Consider the following 15,961-nt stretch of genomic DNA (forward strand, 5'->3'; position numbering starts at 1 on the left):
GAATAATTTTTCCCTCGCCGACGGGTTTCCTCCTGTCGCATTTTACCGAAATTTGACGATCTCTTTACACTCCATGCCTAGAAGCGCAGCGCTTACAGCGCGTAAGGTTACCTAATGAATGGCGAAATTTTCATGGGGAGGAATGGAAGTGAAGAGAAGTCCCGCATGGACAAGCCGTCTTTTGGCGGCTGTCTTGCTGTGCGCTTCGGTTTTTTCCGGAGGTTATTACCTGGTGCAGGCCGCAGAAAACGACGATACGACGGGAGCTCCGGAGGCCGCAACGACAGCCGCTTCAGAGACGGAAGCGAACCTGATCGGAGCGGCGCAGGCTATCGGAGGGCCCCGAGGCTTGCTTGGCGAATATTTTGCCGGCACGAGCAGCTTCGAATTTGGCGACTATAAAGGCACCGCGATCGACGCTCAGATTAACTTCTCGAATCTCGATCCCGTTTTGCAGAGCTATACAGGCAAGCAGGACAACGCCAACGTGCGCTGGACCGGCCAGCTTGTTGCGCCGCAGTCGGGCGACTATACGTTTTACATGATGGGCGACAACGGCTTTAGACTTTGGATCGACGATCAGCCGGTCATCGATCACTGGGTGAACGATTGGGACAAGGAGCAGACGAGCGCGCCGGTCTCTCTGGTCGGCGGCACGACGCACAAGATCAAGATCGAGTACTTCGAAGACTTCGGCGGCTCCAACCTTTACCTCAGGTGGTCCACGCCGACGATGGCCAAGGAGATCGTGCCGGCTTCGGCGTTCTATCTGCCTGAAGGATATGCCGGACCCGTATCCGGCTATATTCCGGCGGACGGTTTAAGCGTGACGATGGCTACATATTCGGAACTAAGCGCGCCGCCGGCCGGACTGAAGGATCATCTGACCGTGACAGCCGACGACCAGCCGATTCAGCTTCTCGCCGCAGGCACCGGGGCGTCCCCAACGACGCTAACAGTTAATCTGGGAACGGTCGTAAAGCCGGGCCAGCGTCTGAACGTCTCCTATGACGGACAAGCGGGATTGCAGCTGTCGGACGGCACCCCGGTAGCAGCCTTCCGCTTCACGCCTTCCAACAACTCCGAGGCCATGAACTACGAGCCGATCGCGATCGCGATGTCGCTGTACGGCAGCGCCAAGACGAACCGCTCTTTCGCCTGGTACACGCCGTACGACAAGCCGAACGCGGCGCCGGCCAACATTTTGGACAGCATCGTCGAGGTCGTCCCTGCGGGCAAGTCGTTCGACTCGCAGGACGTGAAGCGTTACGTCGGGAAGCCGGAAGAGACGCGCGTGCTGACGAACCTTAAGATTACGAGCTCTACGACCGGCTCCTTCATCAGCCACAAGGTGCTCGTCGACGGACTGACGCCCGGCACGGCGTATCAGTATCGGGTAGGCAACGACGGCCATTGGAGCGAGGTCGGCAGCTTTACGACTGAGGGCAACGACGACCACAATTACGAGTTCCTCTACATGACCGATTCCCAGGGCTCCAACACGAACGATTACGAGGTTTGGGCGAAAACGCTGGGCAACGCGCTGGACGATTATCCGAATGCCAAGTTCATGGTCATGACCGGCGACCAGGTCGATGCGGGCGCGCTGGAGTCGCAGTGGCTGGATTACTTCGGCAAGCCGCAGAAGCTGCTGATGAGCCTGCCGCTCATGGCGGCGGTCGGCAATCACGAAGGGCCTTATAACGATAATTACTACTACCACCTCCATTATCCGAACAATTCGATCGAGAAGCCGCTGCCGCCGGGCAGCGTGTACGCGTTCGACTACGGCGACGCGCATATTATGGTGCTGAATACGATGGACATGGCTTGGGACGACAACCAGAAGGAATCGTTCAGACAGCAGATCGAGTGGCTGAAAAGAGAGGTCGCGCAGACGGACAAGAAGTGGAAGGTCGTCGCGTTCCACAAGGCGATCTATTCGCTCGGCAACCATGCAAAGGACGCCGATATTATGGCGCTGCGAGATACGCTCTACCCGGCATTCGACGAGCTGGGCATCGACGTCGTGCTGCAAGGGCACGACCATACCTTCATGCGCTCCTATCAAATGTATGGCAACAAGCCGGTTGCGAACATTCAGAAGGACACGAACGGCAACCCGCTGAACCCGGACGGCACGCTGTATATGATCAACAACTCGGCCGGTACGAAATACTATAATCTTCAAAATGGCGTGGACAATTTTTATGCCGCCGTATTCGAGCAGCCGTACAAGCCGATCTACTCGGGTATCCGGATGACGGAGGACAGCTTCACGATCGATTCCTACAAATCGGGCGAAGACACGCCGTTCGATACGTACACGATCGTCCGCAAGGACGGCAAACCTGCCACCGTAGAGGAACTGAAGGCAGCCCCGGCGGGAACCGGCAAAACGAAGCTCTCCTGGCGCATGCCTGCTTCGAGCGCGGATGACGCGATCCGCGGTTTCCGGATCTATGAAGCGACGGGCAAGCTCGGCGCCAACTGGAGCGTATATGTGCCGGTTGCCACGGGACAGACCGATTATAGCTATACGGTGGAAGGGACGAGCGCGTCCAAGGGCTATAAGTTCGCGGTGCGCGCGGTGGACAAGCGCGACAACTCGGATGCGGCTTTCGCCAGCACGGTGGGTCTTGCGCCTGCGGCTCCGACCGCGCCGAAGGTCGACGACGGGCGCAATACGTTCGGCTGGACGATCGTGCCGGGCTACGACAAGGTGTCCGACTATGAGTTTAGCGTCGACGGCGGCGTCTCCTGGCAGCAGGCCACCGCCAATCCGCAGCCGATCGGCGACCTGGATTATGCGGCCGGCCAAGTACAGGTTCGCGTTGCAGCCGATGAATCGGTCGGCACGGCGGCAGGCGAGCCGCTGCTCTCCGACGCGCCGTTTACGGTGAATAGCAGACTCGACACGTATCAGATCGCAGGCGAGCTGAAGCGAGGGGACAAGCTCGAGGCGAACGTCACGGTGGAGCGGCTGGAAGCGTACGACGGCGATGCCTTTGTCGTGTTCCAGCTGCTCAAGGGAGACACGCCGCAACTGATCAACGCTGTGCCGCTCAAGAAGGACAAGCTCAGCATCGCGCAATACTTCGATGTCAGCGGCGCGCAGTACAGCGTGAAGGTGCTCGTGCTTGATCAATTCGACAACACGCTGAGCCTGCCCGAGCAACTGGCGAGAGCGAAGGTGCTCCAGTGACGGACAGAGGGAGAGGAATGAACGCGGTGAAAAAGTACGTGGCGGCCGTAATGTTATGGATATTCGCGCTCTCGCCGGCAGCCGGCTATGCTGCCGTTCCCTTCGAGTTTGCCGTAAGCGCGAAGGAGGTGCTGCGCGGCGGCACGATCACGCTGTCAGGCACGGGCGCCGGCAGCGGCGCGCAGGTGGCGGTGAAAATCTTGGGCCCGGCCAAGACGACCTTCTACGTCGACGTGCTCACGGCAGCGAACGGCAGCTATGACAAGACGCTGACGATTCCGACGGATCCGGATTTGGCGCCGTACGGCACCTATACGGTAATCGCGGGCTACGGCTCGGATTCGGCGCAAAAAACGTTCGCAGTCGTCGAGAAGCTCGGCGGCGGCAACGAGAACCCGGGGAACGGGAACCCGGGCAACGAAAACCCAGGCAACGAGAACCCAGGTAACGGAAACCCGGGCAACGAGAACCCAGGTAACGAGAATCCGGGCACCAACAATCCCGGCAACAGCAACCCGGGCACTACGCCTGCGAACGGTTCGGCCATTCCGTCGGGAGCCGGCAAGGCTTCCGGCTCCGTCGCGCAGCCGGAGCTCACGCAGGACGGTCGCTATGTGATCGGCGCCGATACGATGGACGCCGTAATCAAGCAGCCCGGCAGCAGCGTCACCATCGAGCTGCCGGAGGCCGCTCTCAAGAGCGGCACGCCGCTTGAGCTTCCCGCTTCCTCGTTCAAGTCGCTAAGCGACAATAACCGGGAGCTGGTCCTCTCCTCCGGCAATCTAACGATCCGTCTGCCAGCTGGAGCGATCCCTGCATCCGGTGACGCGCAGTCCAAGTTGCGGCTGACGCTGAATACCTCGTTGACGGACGATATACAAGCCCGACTCGATCATTTGATCCGGTCTGATGCGTCCTTCAAGTCAACGGACGTCATCCTTTCGGTAGACATCCAGCTCTTGTCCGGCAGCGCGAGCTCGGACATCCACAACCTGGGCAAGCCGGCCATGGTGACGATTAAGCTGACGCCAGAGCAAGCCGCGGCGATCTCCCGGCAAACGGCAGGCGTCTACTACTTGAACGGCGAACAGGCCGAGTATGTTGGCGGTACGGTCAGCGACGGCATGTTTACCTTTAAACCGAAGCACTTCTCGACCTATGCCGTGCTTCATTACGACAAGCGATTCGCCGATCTGGCGGCGCACTGGTCCGAATCGGCGGTCCGCTCGCTGGCAGCCAAGCATATCGTCACCGGCGTGGACGCGACGCATTACGAGCCATCGCGAAGCATCACCCGCGCGGAGTTCGCTACGATACTCATGCGCGCTGTCGACTGGAAGGGCGAAGCGCCAGCTACTGCCGGTACGGCCCAGTCGTTCAAGGACGTCGCAGCTGGCCAGTACTATGCCGAACCGGTCGCCATGGCATCCGCGCTGGGGATTCTGTCCGGCTACGACGGCGCCTTCAGGCCCAATGACAAGATCACGCGCGAGGAAGCGGCGGTCGCGCTGGTGCGTGCGGCCAAGTACTTCAGCCTGAGCGGCGGAAGCGGGACAAGCGCAGGCAAGACTGCATTTGCCGACCAATCCGACATCTCCGCCTGGGCAACCGCCGCCGTCGAACAAGCGTCGTCGCAAGGCCTGATGCAAGGCGACGGGAAGCGGTTCAACCCGAAGAGCCCCGTGGTGCGCGCCGAAGCCGCCGCGATGATCGACCGGCTGCTGCCGGTCGCCACGAACTAATCCAAGTGCGGGAGGATCCGAACCCCATGTTAAAAAGGTGGATTGCGGCCGCGATGGCGGCGCTGCTGCTGTACGGCGTCTTGTCGTCGGCGATGCCGGGCGCGGCGCAGGCGGAAGAGACCGCTGCCGACACATATACGAAAACCTGGAACGTCGCCGTGAATTCGACGGCCACGGCTTCCGGCAAGTGCAACACCAACGAATCGGCGTCCGCTGCCGTCGACGGCAAGCTCACGACCAAATGGTGCGACAACACCAAGGTTAAAAAGAAATGGCTGAAGCTCGATCTGGGCAAAACCTACAATATCAACCAGTGGGTCGTTAAAAACGCGGCGATCGGCGAATCTGCGAACAGTCCGTTTTGGAATACGAAGGATTACCGCCTTCAACGCAGCGACGACGGTACGACCTGGGAAGATATCGACGTCGTGCGGAACAATGTGCAGACGCTTGTCGACCGGCAGGTGCCGACGTTCTCCGCCCGGTACGTCCGCGTCTATATCGACCAGGCAGCTTACGACAACAACACGGCGCGCCTCTACGAGGTCGAGATCTACGGCGTAGAAGCGGATCAGATTCCCGCGGCTCCGGCCACCGATCTGCTGCCCGTCGATTATGTCGATCCGTTCATCAACACGCTCGGCGACAACGGACAGACCAATCCGGGGCCGACGATGCCCTTCGGCCTCGCTTCCGTCGGTCCCGACGGCGACGGCGGCGCCTTCAGCGGCTACTACTATCAGGACCGCTTCCTGAAAGGCTTCTCCCAGCTTCGCTTCAGCGGCGTCGGCTGCAGCGGCGCCGGCGGCAATATCCTGATGATGCCGGAGACTCGCTCCTTTACCAAGAACAGCAGCGAATACAAGCAGCCATACGACAAGAGCAGCGAATCCGCTTCTCCGGGCTATTACGGCGTGACGCTGGCGAGCGGCGTCAAGGTCGACCTGACCGCTTCGGACAACGTCGGCTTCCATCGCTATACGTTCCCGGGGACCGATACCGGCTCGGTGCTGGTCGATCTGTCCAACTCCTACGCGGGCATGGTGGACGCTAACCTGAAGGTAGAGGGCTCGAATGAAGTTAGCGGCATGATCCAGTCCAAAAACGTTTGCGGACACGGCTACTACACAATTTATTACTCGATCCAGTTCGATCGCGACTTCGATTCTTATTCGTCTTGGCAGGGAGATTCGGTCGGCGCGGTAGCGACTCGCACCGGATTTAACAGCGGCGTATGGCTGAACTTCAACACGAAGAACAATGCCGTCATCCAGGCGAAGGTCGGTCTGTCTACGATCAGCGTGGAGCAAGCCAAGTACGAGCGTTCGCACGACATTCCGGACTGGGACTTCGAAGCGCAGCATCAGCGTACGAGAAGCGCTTGGAGCGACGTCCTGAACAAGGTCGAGATCAAGGACGACGACGAGGAAAACAAGCGGGTGTTCTACACCCAGCTGTACCATTCCTTCCTTCATCCGAAAAACGTAACGAGCTCAAGCGGGACGTTCCGCGCGGGCCGGGACGAAAACACGATTCGCCAGGCTTCCGAGCTGGGCGAAGACTTTGAGTATTACAACGGCTGGTCGACTTGGGACGACTTCCGCAAGTACGCGTTGTACTCGGTGCTCGATCCAAAGCGGTACGAGAACATGGTCAAGTCAATGGTCGACCTGTACAGCACGAGAGGCTCATACGTGCAGTGGGGAGACGGCTACTGGCCGAGTCCGACCGTGCGCAACGAGTTCAACGGCGCAGTCATTCTGGACGCCTACGCGAAGGGGTTCGCCGACTTCGACGTCTACAAGGCGCTTCAGGGCATGGCGATCGACACGGACAACTATACGGTGAGCGACAGCGAGATTTCAGGCAAGCTGGAAAAGGCGTACAGCGCCTACTTCCCGATGAAGCTGGCCGCAATGCTCGGAGACAAGACGAGCTACGAGAAGTATAAGGCGATCGCTTTGTCCTACAAATCGCTGTGGAACGCCAATCAGGTGGACGAGAAAGGCGACAAGCGCGGCTTTTTCACCCCGAACGCCCAGACGGTCCAGAGGAGCGACGTCACGGCGGTGGACAAGTACGCTTATCAGGGCAACCTGTGGACGTATCGCTGGTTCGTGCCGCAGGACGTGGGCGGGCTGGCCGAGCTGATGGGCGGCAAGCAGGCGATGGCGCAGGATCTCCAGCATTTCTTCGCGATCGACGAATACATGGCGATCAATGAGCCCGATTTGCAGGTTCCCTATCTGTTCAACTACCTGGGTCACCCTTACCTGACCCAGTACTACGCGCGCGAATTCACGACGGAAGTCGTCACGCAAAAGTATCACAACCACGGCCCGTACGCGTATCCGATTCAGTCGCGCGTCTACCGTGACGATCCGGAAGGCTACCTGCCGTCGATGGACGACGATGCGGGCGGCATGTCCTCCTGGTTCGTATACAGCGCTATGGGTCTTTACCCGGCCAATCCGGGAGATCCGTATTTCCTGATCGGTTCGCCGATCTTTGACGAGATGATGCTGCATCTGGACGGCGGCAAGACATTTACGATCAAGGCGAACAACGTTTCGAGCGAAAATCGCTTTATTCAATCGGCGAAGCTGAACGGCGTCGACTTTAATCAGGCCTGGATCAATTACGACGACATCATGGCCGGCGGCACGATCTCTTTCGAGATGGGCGTGACGCCCAACACGAGCTGGGGCGCTGCCGCAAGCGCAGCTCCGCCGACGGCTGATTACGGTGCTACCGTCGACAATGCGCTGGCTCGCCAGACGCTCGTTCCCGCGGGGGCGGAGTGGAAGTATCTGGACAAGGGTCAGGCGGCTGCAAGCAGCTGGACAGGCCTCTCGTTTGACGATAGCAGCTGGGCCGCCGGCGCGGCGCCGCTCGGCTACGACAGCAAAAACTATGCTAAAACGAAAACGAGCTACGGTCCGGATGCCAACAACAAATATCCGACCACGTATTTCCGCAAGACGTTCGAGGTGGCGGATCCTAAGCAGCTCATCCAGCTGAACGCCAGCCTGATTCGCGACGACGGCGCGATCGTGTACTTGAACGGGCGCGAGATCATCCGTACGAACATGCCGTCGGGAACCGTTAGCTACGGCACGTACGCCAATGCGACCGTCGGCGACGAGCGGGACGTGAACGTTTATTCGATTGATCCTTCTTATTTGGTCGCAGGCAAAAACGTGCTGACCGCCGAGGTCCATCAAGTGAATGCGACCAGCTCGGACATCGCCTTCGATCTCGGACTGGAGGTCATCGTTCCGATGGTTAAGCCTGCGGCGCCGGCCGCGCCGGTTCAGGACGATACGGCCAATACGTTCGGCTGGACGTACGTGCCCGGGTTTGAACAGGCCAAGGATTACGAGTTCAGCGTGAACGGCGGACAGAGCTGGAAGCCGGTGACCGCCAATCCGCAGACCGTCGGTCCGCTCGCCTATCGTGCCGGCCAGGTGCAGGTGAGGATCAAGGCCAATGAAACGGGGGGCATAACCTTCGGCGAAGCCTTGCTCTCCGATGCAGCCTATACGTCGGACATTCAATGGAACGTCTATGATCTGCAGGCTGACGTCGGACGGGAAGGCAATATGGACGTCCGTGTCACGGGTACGCTGAAGGGCGATTATGAGGGATCTGCCTACGCGGTCATCCAGCTGATGGACGGCAACGACCAGGCCTGGGTGAGCAGCGCCATGCCGGTCGAGGCCGGCGGGTTCGAAGTGTCGCAGATTTTTAACGTAAACGCCAAAAAGTTCAAAGTAAATGTCTATCTGGTCGACGCGTTTGACGGCGACATCTACGATTCCTTGTGGCTCGCCGAGCCGGTCGTATCGGAGCCGGAGCCGAAGCCCGCGCCGGGCGAAAATCCGCCCGAGCAGCCGGAGCCGCTGCCCGATCCGCTGCCGATTCCGGTCAAGCCGGCGCTGCCGCCGCTCGATCCGATCCAGCCGGACGAACCGCCGGTCACGGAGCCGGGTCTCGTACAGTTCGAGAGCCGCAGCGAGTGGAGCACGGCTGTGAATACGTTTAACAACCGGCCTTTGCAGACCGAAGACGGCAACGGCGGCACGGTCGTCGCCAATACGTTCGACGGCGCATGGCTCGCTTATGCGGATGTCGATCTTGGTACAGAGGGCGCCAACCACATGACGGTCGAATATGCGGCTCCTGCCGCTAAGGTGCCGGCTGACGCCAGGCTGGAGGTTCGCCTCGGCAGCGTGGACGGCGAATTGCTCGGCACCGTCGCTCTTCCGAGCACGGGCAGCGAGTGGACGTCGTACAAGACGGCGGACGCGCAGTTTACGAAGACCGTGACCGGCAAGCAGACGCTGTATATCGTCATGCATGGCAGCACGACCAGCGGACTGCCGTATATCGGCAACTTCGACCGGATGACGTTCGCCAACTGGAAGCTTCGCAGCGATTATGCCAAGCTGGAGCTGGAGAAGTACGATGAGTGGTCGACCGACTTGAATCCTGGAAACAGCAGGCCGCTAAATGTCGAGGACGGCAATGGCGGGAAGCAGGTTGCAAATACCTACAACGGCGCTTGGCTGGCCTACAAGCATTTGGATTTTGGCGATACAGGCGTGAATAAGTTTAGTATCGAGTATTCGGGCAATAGCGGAAGGGTACCTGCAAATGCAGCTGTAGAAGTACGGTTGGGTGCAGTGGACGGTGCGCTGCTTGGCAAGGTGGCGACGCCGCCAAATGCGAGCGCATGGGGAACGTACAGTACGGTTTCGGTCTCCCTGTCTCAGGCGCTTAAGGGAGTTCAGGATATTTATCTCGTACTTACGGGATCGACGGATTCGACCTACCCGTATATCGGCAACTTCGACAATGCGGCGTTTATGCTCACTGCGCCGGAGCAGCCTGTCCGGACCGACTTCGCCAAGCTGGAGCTGGAGAGCTACGATGCCTGGTCGACTGCGTTGAACCCATACAACAATTCGCCGCTTGGCACCGAGAACGGCAAGAGCGGCAAGCAGATTAAAAATACGTTTAACGGCGCGTGGCTGGCGTTTAAGCGCATGGACTTCGGCAGTGCCGGCGTCGACCAAGTATCGATCGAGTATAGCGGCAATACCGCTAGCTGTCCGGCTGATGCAGCGGTCGAAGTGAGGCTTGGAGCACCGGACGGCGAGCTGGTCGGCAAAGTTCTGACGCCGCCGACAGCCGGCGCATGGGGCACGTACAAGACGGCAACGGCGAACCTGACAAAGAAGCTGTCCGGCGTGCAGGATGTTTACTTTGTGCTCGTCGGCACGTCAACCGCCACGTACAAGTACATCGGCAACTTCGACAATGCGTCTTTTGTGCTCAGCGAACCGGATCTGTCCGTTGAGTTCGAGAATCGGAGCGAATGGAGCGCCGAAAAAAACACCTTTAATAACAATCCGTTGAAGACGGAGACCAAAGATGGCTTGACTAATGTCGGCAACACCTTCACCGGCGCGTGGCTGACCTACAAAGATCTCGAATTCGGCACGCTCGGCAAAAATTACGTCGACATCGTCTACGACGCGCCGACGAACCGGGTGCCCGCCGACGTCGTCGCCGAGATTCGGCTGAACGACAAGGATGGCGAGCTCGTCGGCACCGTCAGCCTGCCGAATACGGGCAGCGGCTGGGGCTCGTACAAGACGGCAGGCGCCGCGCTGAACCGGACGTTGACCGGGAAGCAGACGCTTTGCGTGGTCTTTAAGGGCAGCACGACTTCCAGCTTGCTGTATATCGGCAATCTGGACCGGATGATTTATTCGAGGAAGGGCTAAAGACAAGAGCGCCGCTCGGTTCCACAATGGAATCGGCGGCGCTCTTTTTATATTTACTCCCCGATATCCTCCAGCCCCTGTCCATACAGCCGCTTCGCGTTGCCGATCAGCGTCTGCGTGCCGACGATAAGGATGCAGTCGGGAAGCGGGCCGGCGAGCAGCGCGTCCAGCGCGTCGGCGAGCAGCGGATAGGCCTCGCTGCCGCCAGGGCAATAACGCGTAGCCACCTCAAGCGCATCCTGGGGGAACGCGAGATGGCTCACGTCCGGCCGCGTCACGAGGATGCGGCTCGCTATGGGGGCGAGCGTCTCGATGACACCCGCGTAGTCTTTGTCCTTGGGCACGCCGATCACCGCTGCGACACGCGCATCCTCGCCGAGCCCGAGCGATCTTATGACGCTCGCCAGGTAGGCGGCCGAATCGCGATGGATCGCGCCGTCGACGATCGTGAGCGGATCGCGGCTCACGATCTCGCAGCGGCCGGGCCATTGCAGGCCAGCGAAGCAGGCGGCGACCGTCGCGGGATCGAGCGCCGCACCTGCGATATCCTCGCACGCCTGCACCGCAAGCGCCGCATTGTCGGCCTGAAACGCGCCGAGCAGCGGCAGCGAGAACCCCCGGTACACCGCCCGCTCGGTGCGGACGTCAAACGTCGTTCCGCGCGCCGATAGGGCGACATTCGCCGCGGCGAACGTCTCGCCTGCCATCGCCGCGCGACCGTTTGGGCCAGACGCGCGATCTCCTGCCGTCCCCAACTCCACCTTGATCGCATCGAGCACGTCCGCGCGCTGCGCCCCGATGTACAAGCGTGTGTCCGCCGACTTCACGATTCCGAGCTTATGCCGCACGATGTCGTCAAGGCCCGGACCAAGCTCGCGGACATGCTCTTCCATAATCGCCGTGACGACAGCCCACTCGTTGGCGAGTACGTTCGCGTCGTCATACCGTCCGCCTCTTCCGCACTCGATGACGTTGATGTCGGTGCCTTGCTCCGCGAACCAGCCGACCGCGACCGCGAGCGACACGCCGACCGGCCCTTGATAGGCCGCCGCGTCCAGACCGTGCTCGATCTCCTCCCACGCAGGCTCGATCCGTCGCGTCAGCCGCACGAAGTCCGCTTCTCCGATCGCCTGCCCGTCGATGCGGATTCGCTCGCGGTAGTCCACCAGATGGGGAGAGGTGAACAAGCCTACCTTATAGCCTATATGGCTAAGCAAGGAGGAGAGGAGGCGAGACGTCGAGCCCTTTCCCTTGCTGCCCGTGACGAGCACGAATCGCCTTCCGCGGTCCGGCGCGCCGAGCAGATCGAGCAGGCGGCGGGTCAGCTGCGGATGGCGGACCTGTTCGTCGCCCGCGGACGGCAGATACGGAGCCGCGCGCAAGTATGAACGGTAGATAAGGTCCTCGGCCTCGCGTTGGTTGGTGATCGACATGCGTGTACGGACGCTCCTTTACTTTACGATCGCATCATGAAGTTCCGTTGCTCGGAATCGGACCCGGATGCCGCTATTTGCGCACAAAACCTCAGTTTGCAGGCGGCAGCGGACTCAGGAGCCGTTATACGCAAGTTGAGTGGCGGTAAACGGCGGTTTTACTCGAAATAACGTCTGCTCGGTCCGTTCGCGGCTCTTCAAAGCGCGATTCGAACAAAATAGCGGACGCTCGGTCCGCAACCTATTCCGTCCATTATAGCAAAGCCTGCGAAGCCAAACAGCCCTCCGCTCGACCCCGAGCGAAGGGCTGTCTTTTCACAAACCTTAAGGCTTCAGCACGACCTTAATGCACCCGTCTTCCTTCTCATTAAAGATCTTGTACGCGTCGCTCGCCTGATCGAGCGGAATGCGGTGCGTCACGATCTCGGTCGGATCGAACTCGCCGTTCACGATCATGTCTAACAGCTTCGGCATATAGTGGATGGCCGGCGCTTGTCCCATTTTCACGGTCAGATTGCGCTCGAACATATGTCCCAGCGGAAACATGTTGTACAGCGCGCCGTACACGCCCGTCAGCTGGATCGTACCGAACTTGCGGACCGCGTCCATCGCGATGTCGATCGCGCTGAGCGTGCCGCCCTGCAGCTTCAGCTTCTGGCCGATCTTCTCAAGCGCGTTTTTCTTGCCGTCCATGCCGACGCAGTCGATGACGACGTCCGTGCCGCCCTTCGTAATCTCGCGGATATGCAAGGCGACCTCGTCGTAATCCTCGAAGTTGATCGTCTCTACGTTGTTCATCCGGCGTGCGTGTTCAAGGCGATAGGGGACGTTGTCGACCGCGATAATTCGCATGGCGCCCTTCATGGCGGCGAACTTCTGCACCATCAGTCCGACTGGCCCGCAGCCGAGCACGGTCACCGTGTCGCCAGGCTTCACGCCGGCGTTCTCGACGCTCCAGTACGCGGTCGGCAGGACGTCGGACAGGAAGAGCAGCGCCTCGTCCGGGAGCTCGCACGATTCGGGGATGACGAGCGGCATGAAGTTCCCGTACGGAACGTGCAGATATTCGGCCTGGCCACCCGGGTAGTTGCCGTAGCGTTCGGTATAGCCGAGATAGCCGGCGGAGTCGATCTCCTTCAGCGGCGGGTGCGGATTCGAATTGTCGCACTGGCTCTCCATGTCGTGCTCGCAATAATAGCATTTGCCGCAAGATACGTTAAACGGAATGACGACCCGGTCGCCTTTTTTGACGCGGGTCACTTCGGGTCCGACTTCTTCGATGATGCCCATCGGCTCGTGGCCGATGACGAAGTCCTTATGCGTAGGCATGCCGCCGAGATAAATGTGCAGATCGGAGCCGCATATCGCCGTGGACGTGATGCGAACGATGATATCGTCTTTTTGCTTCAGCCTCGGATCCTCGACCTCTTTGACCTGGATGTCCTTGCTTCCCTGGAACGTTACCGCCCGCATGCTTGTTCGTCCTCCTTCGGCATAATCGATTTCTGGCGAATCATTATTAAGTACCCCGTAGGATAACTCTTCCTTCAAGGATTAATCCGCGGGCGCCGAGGGTAAAGTTGAATATCCCATGTACAGCAAACGGAGGTAGTCCATATGTCCATGACCGTATACGGCGTATTCGATACGAGCAAGGAAGTCATCGATGCCATTCAGTCCTTGAAAATAAGAGGGCATTCCGACCACGATCTGACGGTCGTCGCGGACCGGGAGGAGTCGTGGAGCCTCGGCAACCTGGGACAGGCGGCGGATCTCGTCGCGGTGGAAGGGGCAGGCGCGGGGTCGGACTCGCTGCTCGGCAAGGTCAAGCGCATCTTCAAGGCCGGCGGCGACAGCGAGCTGTCCGGACGGCTCGAGGAGATCGGTCTCTCGAACGGCGAAGCGATGGAGTATGCGCCCGAAGTGGACAAAGGGCGGTTTCTGCTGCTGATCGGCCATGACAACGGCTTGGCCGACGATGTCGTCGCCAGCTCGTCCGCCGACGACAACGTCGCCGACAGCGCCATTCGCAACCAGGCGATCGACCGGGAGCTGCCGCGCATTTTGTCCGAAGACGGCCCGCTGCCGCCCGGCGAACGAATCTGACCTGAATCTTCACAACGGCCCGATTTTCCAGCGACATCCGGGCCTGCTTCCGGTGCCGCGTCCTGCAAAGGGCGTGGCTCTTTTGGCGTACCCGCGTTATAATGAAAACAGCTTGAAGCGACGAATCGCGATAAACGATGGGGTGCGATAACAATGACACAATCCAGCGAGCCGAATGCGTCCGCATCCGCGGACAAGCCGGGACAGAAAAAGATCAGCCTGGCGGAAGCGATGAAGCAGCGACTGGCCCAGAAGAAGCAGGCCGCTGCGCAAGGCGGCGGACAGCAGAGCGGTTTTTCGACCGACGTGAAGCAGATGCGAAGTCAAATCAAAAAGAAGCCGAACAACCAGAAGAAACGTACGGGCGTCTGAAACGTTCTTCCCAGGGTTCGGCGAAAAGCCCGGGTGTTCGGCGAACGGGCTTGTTTTTATTAAACCGGAAGTAGGATGATTATGGCAGAACATATGAGGCTTGACGGCGAGTGGCCGGCTCTGGCTTGGCCGCTGGCGCTGAAGGATGCTTTGACGCTGCAGACGCGGGAGTCGCTGCAAAAAACGGCGAGACTGCTCAAGCTGCGCGACTGGGTCGACGAACAGGATAAAGACGCGCTTGTCGGCGGCCTATTGTCCGTGTTGGCCGACAGCGCCGTCGAATCGACCAGGCTGTGGGACGAGGAACGCTGGTCGCTCATTCGCAAGCTGGTCAAAAATAACGGTCTGATGGCGGATGCGCCGCAGTCCGGCCCGGCTGCTTACTATTTGGCCGAGCGCGGGATCGCGTTTCCCGGCGAGGTGAAAGGCAAGAAGTCGCTGGTCATGCCGACCGAACTGGTCGAACGGTTCGCGAAGCTGGAAGGACTGTCCGGCACGCCGGCGCAAGTGAAGCGCAATACGGAGCACGTCAAGCTCACGCAGGGGCTTCTGTACTACTACGGCGTCCTCGAGGAATCCGAGCTGGAGGCCCGTCTGATCGCGCTGACGGGAGAGACGCCGGAGGGCGGCCCCGACATGTTCGAGGTGCTGGTCGAGGCCCTCGACTTCCGTGCCATGTACGACGTCGACGAGGACGGCCTGTATGCGAACCTCGACGTCGAAGAGCCGCAGGAGCTGTTGCGCATCCAGCAAGCGCGGGAGGATCTGTCCTTCCGCGAATTCACCAAGGCGGAGCTGCTGAAGGCCGGCGAGCCCGATTACGTTGAGCGGACGAAGGCGCATCAGGAGCTGGCTGGCTACCTGGCCCGCGAATACGCGGTAGACAAGCAGGAAGCGGACACGATCGCCGAGATTTGCGCGGATACGTTCAAAAACGGCAAGTCGATGAGCGCGGCGTTCGAGATTTTGCAGTTCGAGTTTTCGATCGAGGACGCCAAGACGGTCGAAGAGGTCGGCGGGCTGCTTGCCCGGCTGAACAACGGCACGCGGCAATGGGTGCTGAAGGGACATCGGCCGGATGAGCTTCAAATGACCGTGGGCGGCGGCGTGCCGTCCAACGTGCTGGCGATGCCGCAGCGGTCGCATCAAGCCGACGTCATCTCGATCCAGACCGGCCGCAAGATCGGGCGCAACGATCCTTGCCCGTGCGGCAGCGGCAAGAAGTTTAAGAAATGCTGCGGCGCCGCGGCCGACTGAGCCTGGATGCCGCTTGGAACAAGGCTTGGCTTGCGAATCAGCCCACACGTTTGG

Annotated in this window: 8 protein-coding genes; 6 read left to right on the forward strand and 2 right to left on the reverse strand. The window is 60.1% G+C overall.

Annotation, left to right across the window (positions count from 1 at the left end; all coding sequences use genetic code 11):
- The first annotated feature begins 148 nt into the window (after positions 1-148).
- The 3 genes from KVT38_RS26415 to KVT38_RS26425 are packed head-to-tail and all read left to right on the forward strand — an operon-like array spanning position 149 to position 10,739.
- Complete coding sequence (locus KVT38_RS26415; RefSeq protein ID WP_368859164.1) at positions 149-3,205, forward strand: PA14 domain-containing protein; 3,057 nt, start codon at positions 149-151, stop codon at positions 3,203-3,205.
- A gap of 17 nt (positions 3,206-3,222) precedes the next feature.
- The gene (locus KVT38_RS26420; protein ID WP_217596745.1) at positions 3,223-4,947 is read left to right on the forward strand and encodes an S-layer homology domain-containing protein; all 1,725 of its coding nucleotides are present in this window, start codon (positions 3,223-3,225) and stop codon (positions 4,945-4,947) included.
- 26 nt (positions 4,948-4,973) lie between these two features.
- On the forward strand, positions 4,974-10,739 hold the full coding sequence (locus KVT38_RS26425; protein ID WP_217596746.1) for a GH92 family glycosyl hydrolase: 5,766 nt from the start codon (positions 4,974-4,976) through the stop codon (positions 10,737-10,739).
- A gap of 53 nt (positions 10,740-10,792) precedes the next feature.
- Here the strand turns inward: KVT38_RS26425 and KVT38_RS26430 are convergent, their stop codons facing one another.
- A complete protein-coding gene (locus KVT38_RS26430) occupies positions 10,793-12,172 on the reverse strand; it encodes a bifunctional folylpolyglutamate synthase/dihydrofolate synthase (protein ID WP_217596747.1) in 1,380 nt (459 codons plus the stop codon).
- A 324-nt stretch (positions 12,173-12,496) separates the two neighbouring features.
- On the reverse strand, positions 12,497-13,645 hold the full coding sequence (locus tag KVT38_RS26435) for a zinc-dependent alcohol dehydrogenase (RefSeq protein ID WP_217596748.1): 1,149 nt from the start codon (positions 13,643-13,645) through the stop codon (positions 12,497-12,499).
- A gap of 144 nt (positions 13,646-13,789) precedes the next feature.
- Between KVT38_RS26435 and KVT38_RS26440 the strand changes: the two genes are divergently transcribed.
- The 3 genes from KVT38_RS26440 (at position 13,790) to KVT38_RS26450 (ending at position 15,907) form a co-directional block, all read left to right on the forward strand.
- Complete coding sequence (locus tag KVT38_RS26440; protein WP_217596749.1) at positions 13,790-14,278, forward strand: general stress protein; 489 nt, start codon at positions 13,790-13,792, stop codon at positions 14,276-14,278.
- Between the two features lie 153 nt (positions 14,279-14,431).
- The gene (locus KVT38_RS26445; RefSeq protein ID WP_217596750.1) at positions 14,432-14,650 is read left to right on the forward strand and encodes a hypothetical protein; all 219 of its coding nucleotides are present in this window, start codon (positions 14,432-14,434) and stop codon (positions 14,648-14,650) included.
- 81 nt (positions 14,651-14,731) lie between these two features.
- Positions 14,732-15,907, forward strand: a complete 1,176-nt coding sequence (locus KVT38_RS26450) for an SEC-C metal-binding domain-containing protein (RefSeq protein ID WP_217596751.1) — start codon at positions 14,732-14,734, stop codon at positions 15,905-15,907.
- Positions 15,908-15,961: the final 54 nt, after the last annotated feature.

The sequence above is a fragment of the Cohnella sp. GbtcB17 genome (assembly GCF_019091135.1).
Classification (GTDB): domain Bacteria; phylum Bacillota; class Bacilli; order Paenibacillales; family Paenibacillaceae; genus Cohnella.

Bases quoted from the DNA above. Each gene is read 5' to 3' on its own strand.
- KVT38_RS26420 (WP_217596745.1), top strand. From the start codon at position 3,223: ATGAACGCGGTGAAAAAGTACGTGGCGGCCGTAATGTTATGGATATTC.
- KVT38_RS26425 (WP_217596746.1), top strand. From the start codon at position 4,974: ATGTTAAAAAGGTGGATTGCGGCCGCGATGGCGGCGCTGCTGCTGTAC.
- KVT38_RS26430 (WP_217596747.1), bottom strand. From the start codon at position 12,172: ATGTCGATCACCAACCAACGCGAGGCCGAGGACCTTATCTACCGTTCA.
- KVT38_RS26435 (WP_217596748.1), bottom strand. From the start codon at position 13,645: ATGCGGGCGGTAACGTTCCAGGGAAGCAAGGACATCCAGGTCAAAGAG.
- KVT38_RS26440 (WP_217596749.1), top strand. From the start codon at position 13,790: ATGTCCATGACCGTATACGGCGTATTCGATACGAGCAAGGAAGTCATC.
- KVT38_RS26445 (WP_217596750.1), top strand. From the start codon at position 14,432: ATGACACAATCCAGCGAGCCGAATGCGTCCGCATCCGCGGACAAGCCG.
- KVT38_RS26450 (WP_217596751.1), top strand. From the start codon at position 14,732: ATGGCAGAACATATGAGGCTTGACGGCGAGTGGCCGGCTCTGGCTTGG.